The sequence below is a fragment of the Teichococcus rhizosphaerae genome, assembly GCF_002631185.1.
GTDB lineage: Bacteria > Pseudomonadota > Alphaproteobacteria > Acetobacterales > Acetobacteraceae > Pseudoroseomonas > Pseudoroseomonas rhizosphaerae.
The window spans coordinates 96,221-113,519 of record NZ_PDNU01000008.1 but is presented as its reverse complement, the minus strand read 5'-3'; the positions used below and the strand labels follow the sequence as shown (position 1 = coordinate 113,519).

At 73.2% G+C, this 17,299-nt stretch carries 19 protein-coding genes; 16 read left to right on the top strand and 3 right to left on the bottom strand.

Annotated elements, in window-relative coordinates; all coding sequences use genetic code 11:
* Positions 1-39: 39 nt before the first annotated feature.
* The 3 genes from CR162_RS07255 (at position 40) to CR162_RS07245 (ending at position 3,695) form a co-directional block, all read left to right on the top strand.
* On the top strand, positions 40-1,242 hold the full coding sequence (locus CR162_RS07255; protein WP_099094869.1) for a CaiB/BaiF CoA transferase family protein: 1,203 nt from the start codon (positions 40-42) through the stop codon (positions 1,240-1,242).
* Positions 1,243-1,435: 193 nt separating this feature from the next.
* Positions 1,436-2,590 (top strand): alpha/beta hydrolase, encoded by a 1,155-nt coding sequence (locus CR162_RS07250; protein WP_099094868.1) that lies wholly within the window; start codon positions 1,436-1,438, stop codon positions 2,588-2,590.
* Between the two features lie 151 nt (positions 2,591-2,741).
* The gene (locus CR162_RS07245) at positions 2,742-3,695 is read left to right on the top strand and encodes an aldo/keto reductase (protein WP_099094867.1); all 954 of its coding nucleotides are present in this window, start codon (positions 2,742-2,744) and stop codon (positions 3,693-3,695) included.
* A 57-nt stretch (positions 3,696-3,752) separates the two neighbouring features.
* Here CR162_RS07245 and hemB read toward each other — a convergent pair whose 3' ends face one another.
* The gene (gene hemB, locus CR162_RS07240) at positions 3,753-4,769 is read right to left on the bottom strand and encodes a porphobilinogen synthase (RefSeq protein ID WP_245870184.1); all 1,017 of its coding nucleotides are present in this window, start codon (positions 4,767-4,769) and stop codon (positions 3,753-3,755) included.
* A complete protein-coding gene (locus tag CR162_RS07235; RefSeq protein ID WP_099094866.1) occupies positions 4,766-6,106 on the bottom strand; it encodes an O-acetylhomoserine aminocarboxypropyltransferase/cysteine synthase family protein in 1,341 nt (446 codons plus the stop codon). The genes hemB and CR162_RS07235 overlap by 4 nt, the downstream gene beginning before the upstream one ends.
* A gap of 196 nt (positions 6,107-6,302) precedes the next feature.
* On the opposite strand from CR162_RS07235, the gene rpiB reads away from it, so the two are divergent.
* Genes rpiB through CR162_RS07180 form a run of 11 tightly spaced genes read left to right on the top strand, consistent with a single transcriptional unit; the run spans position 6,303 to position 15,338 of the window.
* Complete coding sequence (gene rpiB / locus CR162_RS07230; RefSeq protein ID WP_099094865.1) at positions 6,303-6,776, top strand: ribose 5-phosphate isomerase B; 474 nt, start codon at positions 6,303-6,305, stop codon at positions 6,774-6,776.
* Between the two features lie 4 nt (positions 6,777-6,780).
* Positions 6,781-8,085, top strand: a complete 1,305-nt coding sequence (gene glyA, locus CR162_RS07225; protein WP_099094864.1) for a serine hydroxymethyltransferase — start codon at positions 6,781-6,783, stop codon at positions 8,083-8,085.
* Positions 8,086-8,112: 27 nt separating this feature from the next.
* Positions 8,113-8,568 carry a transcriptional regulator NrdR gene (gene nrdR / locus CR162_RS07220; RefSeq protein WP_099094863.1) on the top strand — a complete coding sequence of 152 codons (456 nt, stop codon included), beginning with the start codon at positions 8,113-8,115 and terminating at the stop codon, positions 8,566-8,568.
* Positions 8,569-8,577: 9 nt separating this feature from the next.
* Positions 8,578-9,186 carry a GNAT family N-acetyltransferase gene (locus CR162_RS07215; protein ID WP_099094862.1) on the top strand — a complete coding sequence of 203 codons (609 nt, stop codon included), beginning with the start codon at positions 8,578-8,580 and terminating at the stop codon, positions 9,184-9,186.
* Positions 9,183-10,319: a bifunctional diaminohydroxyphosphoribosylaminopyrimidine deaminase/5-amino-6-(5-phosphoribosylamino)uracil reductase RibD gene (gene ribD, locus CR162_RS07210; RefSeq protein WP_099094861.1), complete on the top strand. Its 1,137-nt coding sequence runs from the start codon at positions 9,183-9,185 to the stop codon at positions 10,317-10,319. Before CR162_RS07215 ends, ribD begins: the two co-directional genes overlap by 4 nt.
* A complete protein-coding gene (locus tag CR162_RS07205; RefSeq protein WP_099094860.1) occupies positions 10,320-10,952 on the top strand; it encodes a riboflavin synthase in 633 nt (210 codons plus the stop codon).
* Positions 10,949-12,067: a 3,4-dihydroxy-2-butanone-4-phosphate synthase gene (gene ribB, locus CR162_RS07200; protein WP_099094859.1), complete on the top strand. Its 1,119-nt coding sequence runs from the start codon at positions 10,949-10,951 to the stop codon at positions 12,065-12,067. The genes CR162_RS07205 and ribB overlap by 4 nt, the downstream gene beginning before the upstream one ends.
* Before the next feature lie 12 nt (positions 12,068-12,079).
* The gene (ribH, locus tag CR162_RS07195; protein WP_099094858.1) at positions 12,080-12,577 is read left to right on the top strand and encodes a 6,7-dimethyl-8-ribityllumazine synthase; all 498 of its coding nucleotides are present in this window, start codon (positions 12,080-12,082) and stop codon (positions 12,575-12,577) included.
* A complete protein-coding gene (gene nusB, locus CR162_RS07190; RefSeq protein WP_245870183.1) occupies positions 12,574-13,101 on the top strand; it encodes a transcription antitermination factor NusB in 528 nt (175 codons plus the stop codon). Before ribH ends, nusB begins: the two co-directional genes overlap by 4 nt.
* Positions 13,102-13,158: 57 nt before the next feature.
* Positions 13,159-14,127, top strand: coding sequence for a thiamine-phosphate kinase (gene thiL / locus CR162_RS07185; RefSeq protein ID WP_099094857.1), 969 nt, complete (start codon positions 13,159-13,161; stop codon positions 14,125-14,127).
* The gene (locus CR162_RS07180; RefSeq protein ID WP_099094856.1) at positions 14,127-15,338 is read left to right on the top strand and encodes an MFS transporter; all 1,212 of its coding nucleotides are present in this window, start codon (positions 14,127-14,129) and stop codon (positions 15,336-15,338) included. Before thiL ends, CR162_RS07180 begins: the two co-directional genes overlap by 1 nt.
* Positions 15,339-15,436: 98 nt before the next feature.
* On the opposite strand, the gene CR162_RS07175 is transcribed toward CR162_RS07180, so the two are convergent.
* Positions 15,437-15,991 carry an outer membrane protein assembly factor BamE gene (locus CR162_RS07175; RefSeq protein ID WP_245870182.1) on the bottom strand — a complete coding sequence of 185 codons (555 nt, stop codon included), beginning with the start codon at positions 15,989-15,991 and terminating at the stop codon, positions 15,437-15,439.
* A gap of 212 nt (positions 15,992-16,203) precedes the next feature.
* On the opposite strand from CR162_RS07175, the gene CR162_RS07170 reads away from it, so the two are divergent.
* Together CR162_RS07170 and CR162_RS07165 are read left to right on the top strand one after the other, a co-directional pair.
* Complete coding sequence (locus CR162_RS07170; RefSeq protein ID WP_099094855.1) at positions 16,204-16,755, top strand: ubiquinol-cytochrome C chaperone family protein; 552 nt, start codon at positions 16,204-16,206, stop codon at positions 16,753-16,755.
* 14 nt (positions 16,756-16,769) lie between these two features.
* On the top strand, positions 16,770-17,291 hold the full coding sequence (locus CR162_RS07165; RefSeq protein WP_099094854.1) for a YceD family protein: 522 nt from the start codon (positions 16,770-16,772) through the stop codon (positions 17,289-17,291).
* The last annotated feature ends 8 nt before the right edge of the window (positions 17,292-17,299 follow it).

Below are 17,299 nucleotides of genomic sequence, written 5' to 3'. Positions count from 1 at the left end.
TTCCCGTGAAGTGCTGACAGAAAACGGAAGACAGAAGCGATGACTGAGCCGACCGGCCCGCTGAAGGGCCTGCGCGTGGTGGACCTGACCCGGGTGCTGGCGGGCCCCACCTGCACGCAGATGCTGGGCGACCTGGGCGCCGAGGTGATCAAGATCGAGCGCCCCGAGGCCGGCGACGACACCCGCGGCTTCGCGCCGCCCTATGTGCCCAGGACCAAGGAGAGCGCCTATTTCGTCGGCGTCAACCGCAACAAGCAGTCGGTGACGGTGGACATCGCCAAGCCCGAGGGCCAGGCCATCGTCCACAGGCTGCTGGAGACGGCCGACATCCTGGTCGAGAACTTCAAGGTCGGCGCGCTCGCCAAGTACGGCCTGGGCTGGGAGCAGCTGAAGGAGAAGTATCCGGGGCTGATCTACTGCTCCATCACCGGCTTCGGCCAGACCGGCCCCTACGCGCCGCGCCCGGGCTACGATGCCCTGATCCAGGCCATGGGCGGCGTCATGTCCCTGACCGGCGAGATCGAGGGCGAGCCGCAGAAGGTGGGCATCCCCGTGGCCGACCTGTTCGCCGGCCTCTACGGCACCATCGGCGTGCTCGCCGCGCTGCGCCACAAGCAGGCCACCGGCCAGGGCCAGCAGATCGACATCGGCATGCTGGACACGCATGTGGCCTGGCTCGCCAATCAGGGCATGAACTACCTGGCCACCGGCGAGAACCCGCCGCGCCTCGGCAACCAGCACCCCAACATCGTGCCCTACCAGGTGTTCCCGACAGCCGATGGCTACATGGTGCTGTCGATCGGCAACGACCCGACCTTCGAGCGCTTCTGCAGGAATTTCGGGCTGGAGCACCTGCTGGCCGACGAGCGCTACGCCACCAACGCCGCCCGCGTCGGCAACCGCGCCCTGGTGACCGAGACGCTGACGGCGGTGACGAAGACCCGGCCGACCAGGGAATGGATCGAGAAGCTGGAGGCGCTGAAGATCGGCTGCGGCCCGATCAACACGCTGAAGGACGTCTTCGCCGACCCGCATGTGGTGGCGCGCAACATGGTGGTGGAGATGCCGCACGCCTCGGGCGAGACGGTGCAGGTGATCGCCAACCCGGTGAAGCTTTCCGCCACCCCGCCCGACTACCGCTCCGCCGCGCCGGTGCTGGGGCAGCACACCGAGGGCGTGCTGTCCGGCCTCGGCTATTCGGCCGAGGAGATCGCGGCGATGCGCCGGTCGGGCATTGTCTGACGGCCTGGGCGCCGCCTGAGGGGGGCGCCGCAAAAGGGAAGGGGCGGGTTGGCGCGCCCGCCCGCCGCGGCCCCTTGCGCCCCCCCCCGACTCCGGGCGGGCTTGAGCGGGGCCGGGCAACCAAGCCCTTGGCGCGACGTTCCGACCTCGCCAGGCCGCCCGCCTCAGGCCGGGGCCTGCCGAGGAGATGCCGATGACGATGATGTCCCGCCGCGCCAGCATGCTGCTGCCGCTGGGCCTGGCCGGCCTGGTCAGCGCCTGCGCCACCGAGCCCGTGCCGCTGCCCCCGGCCGACCCGACGGGCCGTGCCGACCCGCAGATGCGCGCGCTGCTGGAGAGCCTCCAGGCGCTGAACCCGAAGCCGATCGAGACGCTGAGCGCCGAGGAGGCCCGCCGCCAGCCCGGCATGGCCGACGCGGTGCGGCACCGGCTGCGCGCCATCGGCCGCCCCGACGCGCCGCGCCCCATCCCGGTGGTGCGGGACCTGGAGATCCCGGGCAATGCGGGGCCGCTCCGGGCGCGCCTCTACAGCCCCGTGGAGCCGCCGCGCGCCGGCCAGCCCGCCCGCCCGCTGCTGCCGCTGATCGTCTACTACCATGGCGGTGGCTTCGTCATCGCCGACCTCGACGCCTACGACGCCTCGGCCCGCGCGCTGGCCGCCGAGGCGCAGGCCGTGGTGCTCGCGGTGCATTACCGCCAGGCGCCGGAGCACAAGTTCCCGGCCGCGCATGACGATGCCTACACCAGCTACATCTGGGCGGTGCAGAACGCGGTGCAGCTCGGCGCCGACCTTTCCCGCGTGGCCGTGGTGGGCGAGAGCGCGGGCGGCAACCTGGCCATCGCCACCGCCATGTCGGCCCGCGAGGCGCGGGCGCCGCTGCCCGTCGCCATGGGCCTGATCTACCCGGTGGCCGGCACCGACATGACCACGCCCTCCTACCGCGAGAACGCGATGGCCAGGCCGCTGAACGCGGCGATGATGCGCTGGTTCGTCGAGAAGTACAGCAACAGCCCGGCCGAGCTGCAGGACCCGCGCCTGAACGTCTATGGCCGGGCCGAGCTGCGCGGCCTGCCCAAGGCCGTCATCGTCACCGCCGAGATCGACCCGCTGCGCAGCGACGGCATGCTGCTGGCCGAGAAGCTGCGGGCCAATGGCGTGCAGGTGGTGGCGCAGGACTATCCGGGCGTGACGCACGAGTTCTTCGGTGCCGACCCGCAGGTGCTGGCGCGTGCCGGCGAGGCGCAGCGCTTCATGGCGGGCGAGCTGCGCTCGGCCTTCGCCCTGCCGGCGCCGACCATCGTGCCGCCGCAGCCGCCGCGCCGCATTCCGCCCGTGCCGCGCGGCTGAAGCCGCCCCGCCTGAACCACCTGGCCTGAGCCAGGAAGCTGAAAGGGCGGTCCCGCCGCGCGGGGCCGCCCTTCATGTTGAACAGACCCGGCCTTTTCATCCCGGCGGCATCGCCGAACACTGCCGGGCGACAAGCAAGGAGATTCCCCGCATGGAACTGCGCGAACTGGGCCGCTCCGGCCTGCGCGTCTCGCCCCTGTGCTTCGGCGGCAACGTCTTCGGCTGGACCGCCGGCGAGGCCGAGAGCTTCCGCCTTCTGGACCGCTTCGTGGAGGCGGGCGGCAACTTCATCGACACGGCGGACGTGTATTCCCGCTGGGCGCCCGGCCACCAGGGCGGCGAGTCGGAGACGGTGATCGGCAACTGGCTGGCCCAGGGCGGCGGGCGGCGGGAGAAGGTGGTGATCGCCACCAAGGTCGGCATGGAGATGGGGCCGGACCGCAAGGGGCTGGCCGCCGCCTATATCCGCCGCGCCGTGGAGGATTCGCTCCGCCGCCTGCGCGTCGAGCGCATCGACCTCTACCAGGCGCACAAGGACGACCCCGAGACGCCGCTGGAGGAGACGCTGGCCGCCTTCGGCAGGCTGATCGAGGAAGGGAAGGTGCGGGCCATCGGCGCCTCCAACTACGAGGCGCCACGGCTGCGGGAAGCGCTGGAGACCAGCGCCAGGCTCGGCCTGCCCCGCTATGAGAGCCTGCAGCCGCACTACAACCTCGTCGAGCGGATGCGCTACGAGGCGGCGCTGGAGGAGGTCTGCCAGGCGGAAGGGCTGGGGGTGATCCCCTATTTCTCGCTGGCCGCCGGCTTCCTCACCGGCAAGTACCGCTCGGAGGCCGATCTCGGGCAGAGCCCGCGCGGCCAGGGCGTGGCCAAGTACCTGGACGAGCGCGGCCTCGGCGTGCTGGCGGCGCTGGACGAGGTGGCGGGGCGCCACGCCGCCACGCCCGCGCGGGTGGCGCTGGCCTGGATGATGGCGCGGCCGAGCATCACGGCGCCGATCGCCAGCGCCACCCGGCCGGAGCAGCTCGAGGAGATGCTGGCCGCCACCCGGCTTTCCCTCGGCCAGGAGGATATCGAGCGGCTGGACCGGGCCTCGGCGGGCTGAGGACAGGAAAGGCCGGGGGAAGGAATTCCCCCGGGCCCCCATCTTTTTTCTGGCAGATCAGCGGCCGGCCAGCTGGCGGGCGGCGTCCACCGCGAAATAGGTCAGCACGCCGTCGGCGCCGGCACGCTTGAAGGCCAGCAGGCTTTCCAGCATCGCCTTCTCATGGTCCAGCCAGCCATTGCGCACGGCGGCCATGATCATCGCGTATTCGCCGCTCACCTGATAGGCGTAGGTCGGCACGGCGAAGCGGTCCTTCACCCGGCGGACGATGTCGAGATAGGGCATGCCGGGCTTGACCATCACCATGTCCGCGCCCTCCGCCAGGTCGAGCGCCACCTCGCGCAGCGCCTCGTCGGAATTGGCGGGGTCCATCTGGTAGGTCTTCTTGTCGCCCTTCAGCGCCCCGCCCGAGCCCACCGCGTCGCGGAACGGGCCGTAGAAGGCGGAGGCGTACTTGGCCGAGTAGGACATGATGCGGGTGTGGATCAGCCCCTGGCCGTCCAGCGCCGCGCGGATGGCGCCGACGCGCCCGTCCATCATGTCGGAGGGCGCGATGACGTCGATCCCCGCCGCGGCCTGGTTCACCGCCTGGGCGGCCAGGATGGCCAGCGATTCGTCATTGGCCACATAGCCGTCGCGGATCACCCCGTCATGGCCGTGGTCGGTGTAGGGGTCGAGCGCCACGTCGCCCACCAGGCCGAGGTCGGGGAATTCCCGCTTCAGCAGCCGGGAGGCGCGGCACATCAGGTTCTCGGGGTTGGTGGCCTCGGTGCCCTCGGCGTCCTTCGCCTCGGGCGGCGTCATCGGGAAGAGGGCGATGGCGGGAATGCCGAGCTCCACCGCGGGCGCCACGTGCTGCGCCAGCCGGTCCAGCGTCACCCGCCGCACGCCGGGCATGGAGCCGACCTCGGAGACGCTGTCCCGCCCTTCCATGACGAAGATCGGCCAGATCAGGTCGTCCACCGAAAGGCGGTTCTCCGCCACCAGCCGCCGCGTCCAGGCATCGTGGCGGTTGCGGCGGGGGCGGATGGCGGGGAAGGCGCCCATGGAACCCGTCATCAGGGGAATCGTCATGCTGCTGCTCCGGCGGCGGCGGCCAGGGCCTGGTCCAGGTCGGCCAGGATGTCGTCGATGTGCTCGATGCCGATCGAGAGGCGCACATAGCCGGGCGTGACGCCGGCCGCCGCCTGCTCCTCGGCCGAGAGCTGGCTGTGCGTGGTGGTGGCGGGGTGGATGGCGAGGCTGCGCGCGTCGCCGATATTGGCGACGTGGTAGAACATCCGCAGCGCCTCGATGAAGCGGCCCCCCGCCTCGGCCCCGCCCTTCAGCTCGAAGCCGAGCAGGCTGCCGAGGCCGCCCCTCAGGTGCGCCTCCGCCCGCCGCCGCGCCTCGCCGCCGGCCACGGAGGGGTGGATGACGCGCGCCACCTCCGGGTGCGCGGCGAGAAAGGCCGCCACCCGCAGCGCGTTGGCGCAGTGCCGCTCCATGCGCAGCGGCAGCGTCTCCAGCCCCTGGAGGAACAGGAAGGCGTTCATCGGCGCCATGGGCGCGCCGATGTCGCGCAGCAGGCAGGTGCGCATCCGCAGGATGTAGGCGATGGGGCCCATGGGCTTCGCGGCTTCCGTCCAGACGGCGCCGTGGTAGCTGGGGTCGGGCTGGTTCAGCGTCGGGAAGCGGGCGGGGTGGGCCGACCAGTCGAAATTGCCGCCATCGACCACGATGCCGCCGATGCTGCTGCCATGCCCGCCGATCCACTTGGTGGTGGAGTGCATGACCACCGCCGCGCCATGGTCCAGGGGTCGGCAGATGACCGGCGCCGCCGTGTTGTCCATGATCAGCGGTATGCCCATGCCGCGCCCGAGCGCCGCCACCTCGGCGATGGGGAACACCTCCAGCTTCGGGTTGGGCAGCGTCTCGGCGTACCAGGCGCGGGTGCGGTCATCCGACGCGGCGGCGAAGGCCTGCGGGTCAGCCGGGTCGACGAAGCGGACCTCGATGCCGAACTGCCGCAGCGTGTTGGCGAACAGGTTCCAGGTGCCGCCATAGATGGCGGTGGAGGAGACGATGTTGTCCCCCGCCGAGCACAGGTTCATCACGCAGAAGGTGCTAGCCGCCTGGCCCGAGCCCAGCGCCAGCGCCGCCGAGCCCCCCTCCAGCGCCGCCATGCGCCGCTCCAGCACATCGACGGTGGGGTTCATGATGCGGCTGTAGATGTTGCCGCCTTCCTGCAGCGCGAAGAGCCGCGCGGCGTGGCCGGTGTCCTGGAACTGGAAGCTGGTGGTCTGGTGGATCGGCACCGCCACCGAGCCGGTGCCGGGGTCCGCCCGCCAGCCGGCATGCAGGACCAGGGTCTCGGGATTGCTCCCGGAACCGTTCCCGCGATCGCTCCTGGATTTGCTGCTGCTGGCCATTCCGCGCCTCCCGCCTTTGCGGCGGATGTCCTGCCACGGGGCGGGGCCATGGGGGAAGGGGGATGCGCGCGGCCCAGGCCCCGGCGCCCGGCTTTCCGGCGCGGGGGTGGCCTTTCTCGCCGCACATGCCGGCCCTGCGCGGAGGCCCTAGGGCTTCGCATTCCCCGCTGCCGCGAGGCGTGGTAACGGGGGCGCCATGAACCCGGCCGACACCCCCATCGCCCTTGGCGCCGACCATGCCGGCGTCGCCCTGAAGGACAGCCTGCGGGCCGCGCTGGAGGCGGCCGGCCACCCCGTGCTGGACTTCGGCACCCATGGCAGCGAGAGCTGCGACTACGCCGATTTCGCCCATCCCGTCTCCGAGGCGGTGGCGGGCGGCCAGGCCGTCTTCGGCGTGCTGGTCTGCGGCAGCGGCATCGGCATGGCGATCGCCGCCAACCGGCACCCGGCCATTCGCGCCGTGGTGGTGCACAACACCACCGAGGCGCGGCTGACCCGTGCCCACAACGATGCCAACGTCGCCTGCTTCGGTGCCCGCACCATCGGGCCGGAAGTGGTGCTGGACGCGCTTTCCGCCTTTCTGACCACCCCCTATGAAGGGGGGCGCCACGACCGGCGCATCGCCAAGATCACGCCGCGCATCGTCGCCGCCGGCGCCCAGGAGACCTGAACCGATGAACGAGCTGTCTTCCGCACACCGCGCCGGCCGCTTCTTCGGCGCCTCCCTGGCCGAGGCCGATGCCGACATCGCCGCGCTGATCGGCCAGGAGCTGGTCCGCCAGCAGGAGGGGATCGAGCTGATCGCCTCCGAGAACATCGTCTCGCGCGCCGTGCTGGAGGCGCAAGGCTCGATCCTCACCAACAAGTACGCCGAGGGGCTGCCCGGCCGCCGCTACTATGGCGGCTGCGAGGTGGTGGACCAGATCGAGACGCTCGCCATCGAGCGCGCCAAGCAGCTGTTCAACTGCGGCTTCGCCAATGTCCAGCCGCATAGCGGCGCCCAGGCCAACCAGGCGGTGTTCTTCGCGCTGATGCAGCCGGGCGACACCTTCATGGGCCTCGACCTCGCCGCCGGCGGCCACCTGACGCACGGTTCGCCCGCCAACCAGTCCGGCAAGTGGTTCAAGGTCGCGCCCTACACGGTGGAGCGCGAGAGCGGCCGGATCGACATGGAGGAGGTGGCCCGCATCGCGCGCGAGAGCGGCCCCAAGGTGATCGTGGCCGGCGGCTCCGCCTATTCCCGCGCCTGGGACTTCGCCCGCTTCCGCGCCATCGCCGACGAGGTGGGCGCCACCTTCATGGTGGACATGGCGCATTTCGCCGGCCTCGTGGCGGGCGGCGCGCATGACAGCCCGTTCCCGCACGCCCATGTGGTGACCACCACCACCCACAAGACCCTGCGCGGCCCGCGCGGCGGCATGATCCTGACCAATGACGAGGCGCTGGCCAAGAAGCTGAACAGCGCCGTCTTCCCCGGCCTGCAGGGCGGCCCGCTGATGCACGTGATTGCCGGCAAGGCGGTGGCCTTCGGCGAGGCGCTGCGCCCCGAGTTCCGCGCCTATGCCGCGCAGGTGGTGGCCAATGCCCGCGCGCTGGCCGAGGAGCTGGTGGCCCAGGGCGCCGGCATCGTCACCGGCGGCACGGACAACCACCTGATGCTGGTGGACCTCCGCCCGCTGAACCTGACCGGCAAGGCGGCCGAGGCGGCGCTGGGCCGCGCCCACCTGATCTGCAACAAGAACGCCATCCCCTTCGACCCCGCCAAGCCCGCCGTCACCTCCGGCATCCGGCTCGGCACCCCGGCCGGCACCACGCGCGGCCTGGGCGAGGCGGAGTTCCGCGAGATCGGGCGGATGATCGGCCGCGTGCTGCTCGGCCTGTCCCGCGCCAACGACCCGGAGGGCAATGCCGCGGTCGAGGCCGAGGTGGGCGCCGAGGTGCTGGCGCTGTGCAACCGCTTCCCCATCTACCGCGCCTGAGGGGCGGCGAGGGGGAGGGAGGCCGCCATGCGTTGTCCGTTCTGCGGCAGCGAGGACACGCAGGTGAAGGACAGTCGCCCCGCCGATGACGGGGCGGCGATCCGCCGCCGGCGTTCCTGCCCCTCCTGCGGCGCCCGCTTCACCACCTTCGAGCGCGTGACGCTGCGCGAGTTGACGGTGGTGAAGTCCGACCAGCGCCGCGTCCCCTTCGACCGCGACAAGCTCGCCCGCTCCATCCGCATCGCGCTGCGCAAGCGCCCCGTGGACGAGGACCGGGTGGAGCGCATCGTCAACGGCATCCAGCGCAGGCTGGAGGCCGAGGGCGAGAGCGAGATCACCAGCCGCGCCATTGGCGAGATGGTGATGGAGACGCTCAAGGAGCTCGACCAGGTGGCCTATGTGCGCTTCGCCTCGGTCTATCGCAATTTCGGCGAGGCCGCGGACTTCCAGGCCTTTCTCGGCTCGCTCGACCGCAACGGCTGACAGAAGACCATGGTGATCCTCTTCCATCCCGCGGCGCGTGCCGCCGGGGCTGCCTCCGCTGTCATGGCCACCCTGCGCCCGGCCCTGCCCGGCGACAGGGCGGCCCTGGCCGTGATGGCGGCCGCCGCCTTCGCCCAGGGGCCGGCCGCGCTGATGCCGGCGCCGCTGCGCGCCCGCGCCGATGCCGGCCGCTTCGCCGCGCTGTTCGCCGCCCCCGGCCCGCTGCTGCTGGCCGAGGCGGAGGGGCGGCCGGTGGGCTGCATCCTGGCCGAGCCGCCCGCGGCCGAATCCGGAGCTGACGCCACGGCCCGCATCACCGGCCTGTGGGTGGCGCCGGAAGCGGCGGGGCAGGGCGTCGGCTCCGCCCTGCTCGCCGCCATGGAGCGGCACCTGGCCGAGAATGGCGCCGCCTGCCTGCGGGTGCGGGTGCCGAGCGGGCATCTGCGCGCCCTCGGCCTGTTCCGCCGCCGTGGCTACGCCATGCAGGCGGCCGGGCAGCGCACCGAGCCGGTGCTGCAGGTGCCGCTGCCGCACACGGTGCTGGTCAAGCCGCTGGGCGCGGCCAAGCCCACCTGCACTTCCCTGGCCGGCACGGCCGTGGCCTGCGCCGCGGCATGAGCGCGGGCGCCGGCCCGGCGGCGGAGGCGGCCGACGAGACGCATCTGCGCGCCGCGCTGGCGCTGGCCGCGCGCGGCCTGGGCAACACCTGGCCGAACCCGGCGGTGGGCTGCGTCATCGTGCGGGACGGTGCCGTGGTCGGCCGGGGCTGGACCGCCCCCGGCGGCCGCCCGCATGCCGAGACCGAGGCGCTGAAGCGCGCCGGCCCGCTGGCGCGCGGCGCCACCGCCTATGTGACGCTGGAGCCCTGCTGCCACTGGGGCCGCACCCCGCCCTGCGCCGACGCCCTCGTCGCGGCCGGCGTGGCGCGCGTGGTGGTGGCGATGCGCGACCCCGACCCGCGCGTCGATGGCGCCGGGCTGGAGCGGCTGCGCGCCGCCGGCATCGCCGTCTCGGTCGGGCTGCTGGAGCGGGAGGCGCGGGCGCTGAACGCCGGCTTCCTCAAGCGCCTGATGCGCAACCTGCCGCTGCTGACGCTGAAGCTGGCCACCACGCTGGACGGCCGCATCGCCACCCGCAGCGGCGAGAGCCAGTGGATCACCGGCCCCGAGGCGCGCCGCCGGGCGCATGTCCTGCGCGGCACGCATGACGCCGTGCTGGTGGGCAGCGGCACCGCCCTGGCCGACGACCCGGAGCTTTCCTGCCGCATCCCGGGCTTCGCGCCCGTGCCCACGGTGCGCGTGGTGGCCGATGCCCGGCTGCGCCTGCCCCCCGCCGCCCGCATGCTGCGCGAGGGGAGCGGCCCCGTCTGGGTCGCCACCCGGCCCGGCCATCCGGACGCGCTGCTGGAGCCGCTGCGCGCCGCCGGCGCCACGATCGTCGAGATACCGGAGGCGGAAGGGCGGCCGGGCCTCGACCCCGCCGCGCTGCTGCGGGCGCTGGCGGCGCGCGGCCTGACGCGGGTGCTGGCCGAGGGCGGCGCGGCGCTGGGCGCCGGGCTGCTGCGCGCGGGCCTCGTGGACCGGCTGGCCTGGTTCCACGCCCCCGGCATCATCGGCGCCGATGGCAGGGCCGCGGTGGACGCCTTGCCGCTGGAGGTTTTGTCGGCCATGCCCAGATATCGCCGCACCGCCCTGGCGATGCCGGGGGCGGACCTGCTCAGCGAGTATGCCAGCGAGATTGGGGCCGACTGAATGTTCACCGGGATCATCACCGCCCAGGGCCAGGTGGCCGAGATCATGCCGATCGGCGGCGGCCGTGACATGCGCCTGGTCATCGCCACGCCGGAAGGCTGGCTGGAGGGGGCGGCGATCGGCGCCTCCATCGCCTGCTCCGGCTGCTGCCTGACCGTCGTCGCGCGCGACGCGGCGCGCTTCACCGTCGAGGTCTCGGCCGAGACGCTGGCGAAGACCACGCTGTCCCGCTGGGCGGCGGGCGGGACCATCAACCTGGAGCGCGCGCTCAGGATGGGCGACGAGATGGGCGGCCATGTGGTGTCCGGCCATGTGGACGGGGTGGGGGAGGTGGTCTCCGCCACGCCCGAGAACGGCTCGCTGCGCATCCTGGTGAGGCTTCCGCCCGATCTCGCGCGCTTCGTGGCGCCGAAGGGCTCCGTCACCATCGAGGGCGTCTCGCTCACCGTGAACGAGGTGCGGGGCGACACCTTCGGGGTGAACCTCATCCCGCACACAGCGCAGGTGACGACGCTGGGCGGCTTGTCGGCCGGCGCGCCGGTGAATATCGAGATCGACATGCTGGCGCGCTATGTCGCCCGGCTGCGTGAGTCCGAGGCGGGCGCATCCCGCGGGGGGGAGACCAAGGCATGAACGTTCTGACCCAGCGCACCTCCTTCTCGGAGTTCCTCAGCCCCACCGAGGAGCTGCTGGAGGAGGCGCGGCGCGGCCGCATGTTCATCCTCGTCGATGACGAGGACCGCGAGAACGAGGGCGACCTCGTCATCCCCGCCCAGTTCGCGACGCCGGACGCCATCAACTTCATGGCCCGCCACGCGCGCGGCCTGATCTGCCTCGCCATGACCAAGTCGCGGGTCGAGCAGCTTGGCCTGCCGCTGATGGCGCAGAGCAACGGCACCCGCCACCAGACCGCCTTCACCGTCTCCATCGAGGCGCGGGACGGCGTGACCACCGGCATCTCGGCCGCCGACCGGGCGCGCACCGTGGCGGTGGCCATCAACCCCGAGAGCCGGCGGGAGGAGATCGTCACCCCCGGCCATGTGTTCCCCTTGGTGGCGCGCGAGGGCGGCACGCTGGTGCGCGCCGGCCACACCGAGGCGGCGGTCGATTTCGCGCGCCTGGCCGGGCTGAACCCCGCCGGCGTGATCTGCGAGATCATGAACGAGGACGGCACCATGGCCCGCATGCCGGACCTGGTGGCCTTCGCCCAGCACCACGGCCTGAAGCTCGGCACCATCGCCGACCTGATCGCCCACCGCCGCCGCACCGAGCGGCTGGTGCGCCGCGTCGAGGAAGGCCGCCACGTCGAGGCGCCGGGCGGCGAGTGGCGCTCCGTGGTCTATGCCAACACGCTGGAATACGGCGAGCATGTCGCGCTGATCAAAGGCGACCTCGCGCGCCCCGGCCCGGTGCCGGTGCGGATGCACGCGGTCAACCTGTTTGCCGATATCGTCGGCGCCGGCGGCGCCAGCGAGCTGCACAACGCCATGGAGGCCATCGCGCGGGAAGGACGCGGCGTCGTCGTGCTGATCCGCGACGTGAAGCCCACCGCCCTGTCCGAGCGCGTCCGCGCCGGGCGCGACCGCAGCGCGCTGCCGGAGCTGCGCGACTACGGCATCGGCGCGCAGATCCTGGCCGATCTCGGCGTGCGGGAGATGATCCTGCTGACCAACCACCCCAAGGCGATCGTCGGGCTGGAGGGCTACGGCCTGACCGTGGCCGAGACCCGGCCGATCGAGCACCAGTGAGCACCTGAATTCATGAGCACCATCGACGCGCCGGAGCGCGCCACCCCCTCCATTCCCGGCCCGCCGCCGCGCATCCTGCTGATCCAGGCGCCCTATTACGAGGCGGTGGTTTCCGGCATGCGGCAGGGCGCCGAGCGCGTGCTGGCCGGGGTGGGGGCGACGCTGGAGGTGGTGGACGTGGCCGGCGCCTTCGAGCTGCCCGCCGCGCTGCGCATGGCCCTGAAGGCGGCGCCGGGCGAGGGGGGCGGGGGCTGGGACGGCTTCCTGCTGCATGGCTGCGTGGTGAAGGGCGAGACCGACCACTACCAGTTCATCTGCGAGGCGGTGTGCCAGGGCGTGATGGACATCAGCGGCGAGACCGGCGTGCCGCTGGGCTTCGGCCTGCTGACGGTGGAGAACCTGCCCCAGGCCGTGGCGCGCTCCTCCAACGACCGCCACAACAAGGGCGCCGAGGCGGCGCATGCGCTGCTGGCCCAGATCGGCCTGGCGCGGAAGTGGGGCGTGAAGTGACCGCGCCCGAGAAGAGCCCCGCCGCCAAGGGCAAGCGCCCCGTGCCGCCGCAGGGCCGCCCCCGCACCGGCTCGCGCGTCGCCGCCATCCAGGCGCTGTTCCAGAGCGAGCAGACCGGCGAGGCGGCCGAGACGGTGCTGGACCAGTTCGTCCGCCACCGCATCGGCCCCGATGCCAACATGTCCCAGGGCGGCTTCGAGGATGGCCGCGTGCCGCTGGCCGACGTGCCGCTCTTCGCCCAGCTCGTGCGCGGCGTGGCCCGCCAGGGCGACGCGCTGGACGGGATCGTGGGCGGCCACCTGGCGGGGGACTGGACGGTGGCGCGGCTCGACCCGGTGCTGCGGGCCCTGCTGCGCGCCGCCGCCTTCGAGCTGTCCTCCGGCACCCAGCCGCCGGCCCGCGTGGTGATCAACGAGTACATGGACATCGCGCACGGCTTCTTCAGCGGCGAGGAGCCGCGCTTCGCCAATGGCGTGCTGGACGCCATGGCCCGCTCGCTGCGCGCGGCCGAGTTCCAGCGCTAGCACCGCGCGGCCGGGCGCGGCGGGGTTTCCCGCCAGGGCGGGGAAGGGGGAAGCACCATGACATTGCCGCCGGAATTCTCCCTGATCGCCCGGCACTTCCGGCCGCTCGCCGGCCCGGGCGCGCTGGACCTGACCGATGACGCGGCGGTGCTGGCGCCGCCCCCCGGCCGGGAGCTGGTGCTGGCCGCCGACGCCATGGTGGCCGGCATCCATTTCCTGCCGGACGACCCGCCGGAGACCATCGGCCGCAAGCTGCTGCGCACCAACCTGTCCGACCTCGCCGCCATGGGCGCCACGCCGCTCGGCTACCTGATGACGGTGGCGCTGCCGCGCGGCCTGCCGGAAGGCTGGCTCGCCGCCTATGCCGGCGGCCTGGCGGACGACCAGCGGGAATTCGGCATCGTCCTGCTGGGCGGCGACACGGTCTCCACCCCCGGCCCCATCAGCCTCTCGCTCACCATCCTTGGCCATGTGGCGCCGGGGGCGGCGCTGCGGCGGGACGGCGCGCGGCCGGGCGACGAGATCTGGGTCTCGGGCAGCATCGGCGACGGCACGCTGGGGCTGGGCGTGCTGCAGGGTCATTTCCCGGCGGATGCGGGCGGCTTCCTCGCGGATCGCTACCGGCTGCCGCGCCCGCGCCTCGGCCTGGGGCTGGCGCTCGCGGGGCTCGCCCGCGCGGCCATGGACGTGTCGGACGGGCTGGTCCAGGACCTGGGCCATCTCTGCCGCGCCGGCGGCTGCGGCGCCGTGCTGCGCGCCGCCCAGGTGCCGCTCTCGGCCGAGGCCCGGGCGCTGCTGCGGGCGGAGCCGGCGCTGCTGGCCCGCATCCTGACCGGCGGCGACGATTACGAGCTGCTCTTCGCCGCGGCGCCGGAGGATGCGGGCGGCGTCCGCGCCCGGGCCGTCGCCTGCGGCGTGGCCGTGTCACGCATCGGGCATTTCGTGCCCGGCGAAGCCGTGGTTACGGTGCGGGATGGAGCCGGGGCGCCTCTCGATCCCGGCCAGGGGGGATGGAGCCACTTCTGATGGCAGGAACGGAACCGGCGGCTGCCCGGGGCGATGCCCGGGCGGATGCCGAGATGCGCAGGACGGTCTGGCTGATGTTCGCCTGCCAGGCGCTGATGAACGCCTCCGTGGTGGGGCAGGTGGCGATGTCGGCGCTGATCGGCCACAGCCTGGCCAGCGACAAGGCGCTCGCCACCCTGCCCATGGCGCTGCAGATGGCCTCCACCATGGCGGCCTCCATCCCGGCGGGGCTGGTCTTCGCGCGCCTCGGGCGCCGCGCGGGCTTCGTCCTCGGCGCGCTGGGGGCCTTTCTCGGCAGCCTGACCTTCGCGCTCGGCGTCTGGCAGGGGGACTTCCTGCTCTACTGCCTGGGCGCCATCCCGGCCGGGCTCGGCTTCGGCATCTCGCAGCACTACCGCTTCGCGGCGGCCGAGGTGGCGACGCCCGCCTACCGCCCGCGCGCCATCTCGCTGGTGATGGCGGGCGGCGTGCTGTCCGCCATTTTCGGGCCGGAGCTGGTCAAGCACAGCCGCGACATGCTGGCGCCCTTCCTGTTCCTCGGCACCTACCTGATCCTGGCGCTGCTGCCGCTGGCCTGCCTGGCGCTGCTCTCGCGCGCCAGCCTGCCGCCCGCGCCCCCGTGCCCGAAGGTGGCGACCCCGATCGGCGAGATCCTCGCCCGCCCCGCCTTTCTGGCCGCCGCCATCACCGGCGCCGTGGCCTATGGCACGATGAACCTGGTGATGACCTCGACGCCGCTCGAGATGATGCTCTGCGGCTTCGGCGTCGGCGCCAGCGCCACGGTCATCCAGCTCCACGCGGTCTCGATGTTCGCGCCGGGCTTCGTCACGGGCCGGCTGATCGCCCGCTTCGGGGTGCGGCGGATCATCGCGGCGGGGGCGGTGCTGAACCTGCTCTGCGTGGGCGTCGCGCTGTCGGGCCGGGAGTTCGGCCATTTCAGCGTGGCGCTGATGCTGCTCGGGCTGGGCTGGAACTTCATGTTCGTCGGCGCCACCAGCCTGCTGGCCGAGGCGCACCGGCCGGAGGAGCGGGTGCGCGCCCAGGCGGCCAACGACTTCATCGTGTTCGGCACCGTGGCCTTCACGGCCTTCGCCTCGGGCGCCATCCACGCCCAGGCCGGCTGGCTGCTGCTGAACCTGATGCTGGTGCCGGCCATCGCCCTGGCGCTGGGGCTGGTGGCGCTGCAATCGCGCCGCGCCCGCGCCGCCTGAGGCGGCCGGCGGGCGCTCTCCCGGGCTGGGGCGGGAGCCTGAGAAGGCCCGGGGGGCTCGCCTTGGGCTTTCTCGTCAGGCCGCGGAAGGAGGGGCGCTCAGCGCCCCGGCCCGCCGCCCGGCGTCGTTTCCGAGCCGAGGCCGCCGGCGCCGATGCGCCCGAGGTTGCCGAACAGGGCCTGCAGCACGGTGCGCTCCGTGCCCGGCACGGGGGTGGTGCGGTCCACCATGTCCACGCGGCGCATGTCGTCCTGGCCCACCTCGCGGATGTCGCGCAGCGTGCCGCCCTCGTCGAAGCGCATGGCAATGACGCGGCGGTCCTCGACGGTGAAGTGGCTCGCGGGGCGCATCCGCGTCACCGAGCTGATGTAGTACCACATGTTCCGGTCGAAGGTGCCGGTGGCGGTGGGCGAGCCGAGCAGGGCCTGCACGTCGGCCTGGGTCTGCACGCCCGGGGTGAGCTGGGCCAGCAGTTCCGGGTCGGCGCGGTTGCCGCGCTGCACGGGCGGCGCCTCGAAGATGGAGCAGCCGGCGGCCGGCAGCGCCAGGAGGAGCGCGAGCAGCGCGGCGCGCGCCCTGCCGGCCGGCCGCGGGCGGATCATGCCGCGGTGGGTCTCGCTGCTGGTCACGTCGCTGTTCGGGTGGCTGGTCACGGGGCGCCCCAATTCCTCTCGGCCTTCGCCCCGCGCGGCGCCCGCCGGCGGGCCGGTCGGATTGACCAATGCGGGGTTGCGGTCCATCTGCACGGTCGATTGCCACCGCCCCGCACCGGGGTCAACCGGCCTGTGCGGCCGGGGGGACCGTGCCCGGGGCGCCGTTCCTCCGGGAAACACGCCCGGGAACATCGAAGGAGCCTGTTCCGACCATGGCCTTGTTCGGCCTGTTCCGCCGCAAGCCGCATGAGCGGCAGGGCTTCGAGCTTTACGGCGCCGCCGTGCGGGCGGCCCGCCACCCCCTGTTCTTCGCGCGCTACGGCGTGGCCGACACGCTGGATGGCCGGTTCGACCTGATCGGCCTGCAGGTGGCGCTGCTGATCCGCCGCCTGCACCGCGACCCCGACCCGCGCGGCGCGGCCCTCGCCCAGGCGGTGTTCGACGCCATGTTCGCGGACATGGACTTCAACCTGCGCGAGATGGGGGTGGGCGACATGTCCATCGCCAAGCGGGTGAAGAACATGTGGGAAGCCTTTCATGGCCGCGCCCGCGCCTATGAGGCGCCGCTGGAGGCGCGCGACGAGGCCGCCCTGGCCGCCGCCCTGGCGCGCAACGTCTGGCGCGGCGCGGTGGCCGAGGATGCGCCGGCGCCGCGTGCGCTCGCGGCCCTGGCCATGGCCACCGACGACGCCCTGGCCGGGCAGGGGCTCGATGCCCTGCTGCGCGGCCAGGTGACCTTTCCCGCGCCCCGGGACATGCCGTGACCGAAGGAGAGCGCATGACCGACCAGCCCCTGGAATTCTCCCGCACCCTGCCCTGGGTGGCCGTGGGCCCCGAAGGGCGCCGGCAAAGCCTGCGCGCCACCGAGGCGGAATGCGCGGCGCTCGCCCGGCGCTTCGGCATTCCCGCCGTCACCGCCTTCGGCGCCGAGCTGGAGCTGCGCGTGGAGGGGGGTGGCGCCATCCGCGCACGGGGGCGGCTGCAGGCTTCGGTGGTGCAGTCCTGCGTCGTCACGCTGGAGCCGGTGGCGCAGAAGGTCGAGGATGCGGTGGACCTGCGCTTCCTGCCCTCCGGCCGGGAGCCCTCCGACGAGGACCCGGACGGGCCGGACGAGATCCCGACGGAACGCGGCGTGATGGAACTGGGCGAGGCGCTGGCCGAGCAGCTTTCCCTGGCGCTCGACCCCTATCCGCGCGCGCCCGGCGCCAGCCTGCCGGCGCTGGAGGAGGATGCGGCCGCCCCGGAGCCGGGGCCGGAGCGGCCCAACCCCTTTGCCGTGCTCAGGGGCGGCAAGGGTTGAGCTTGCAA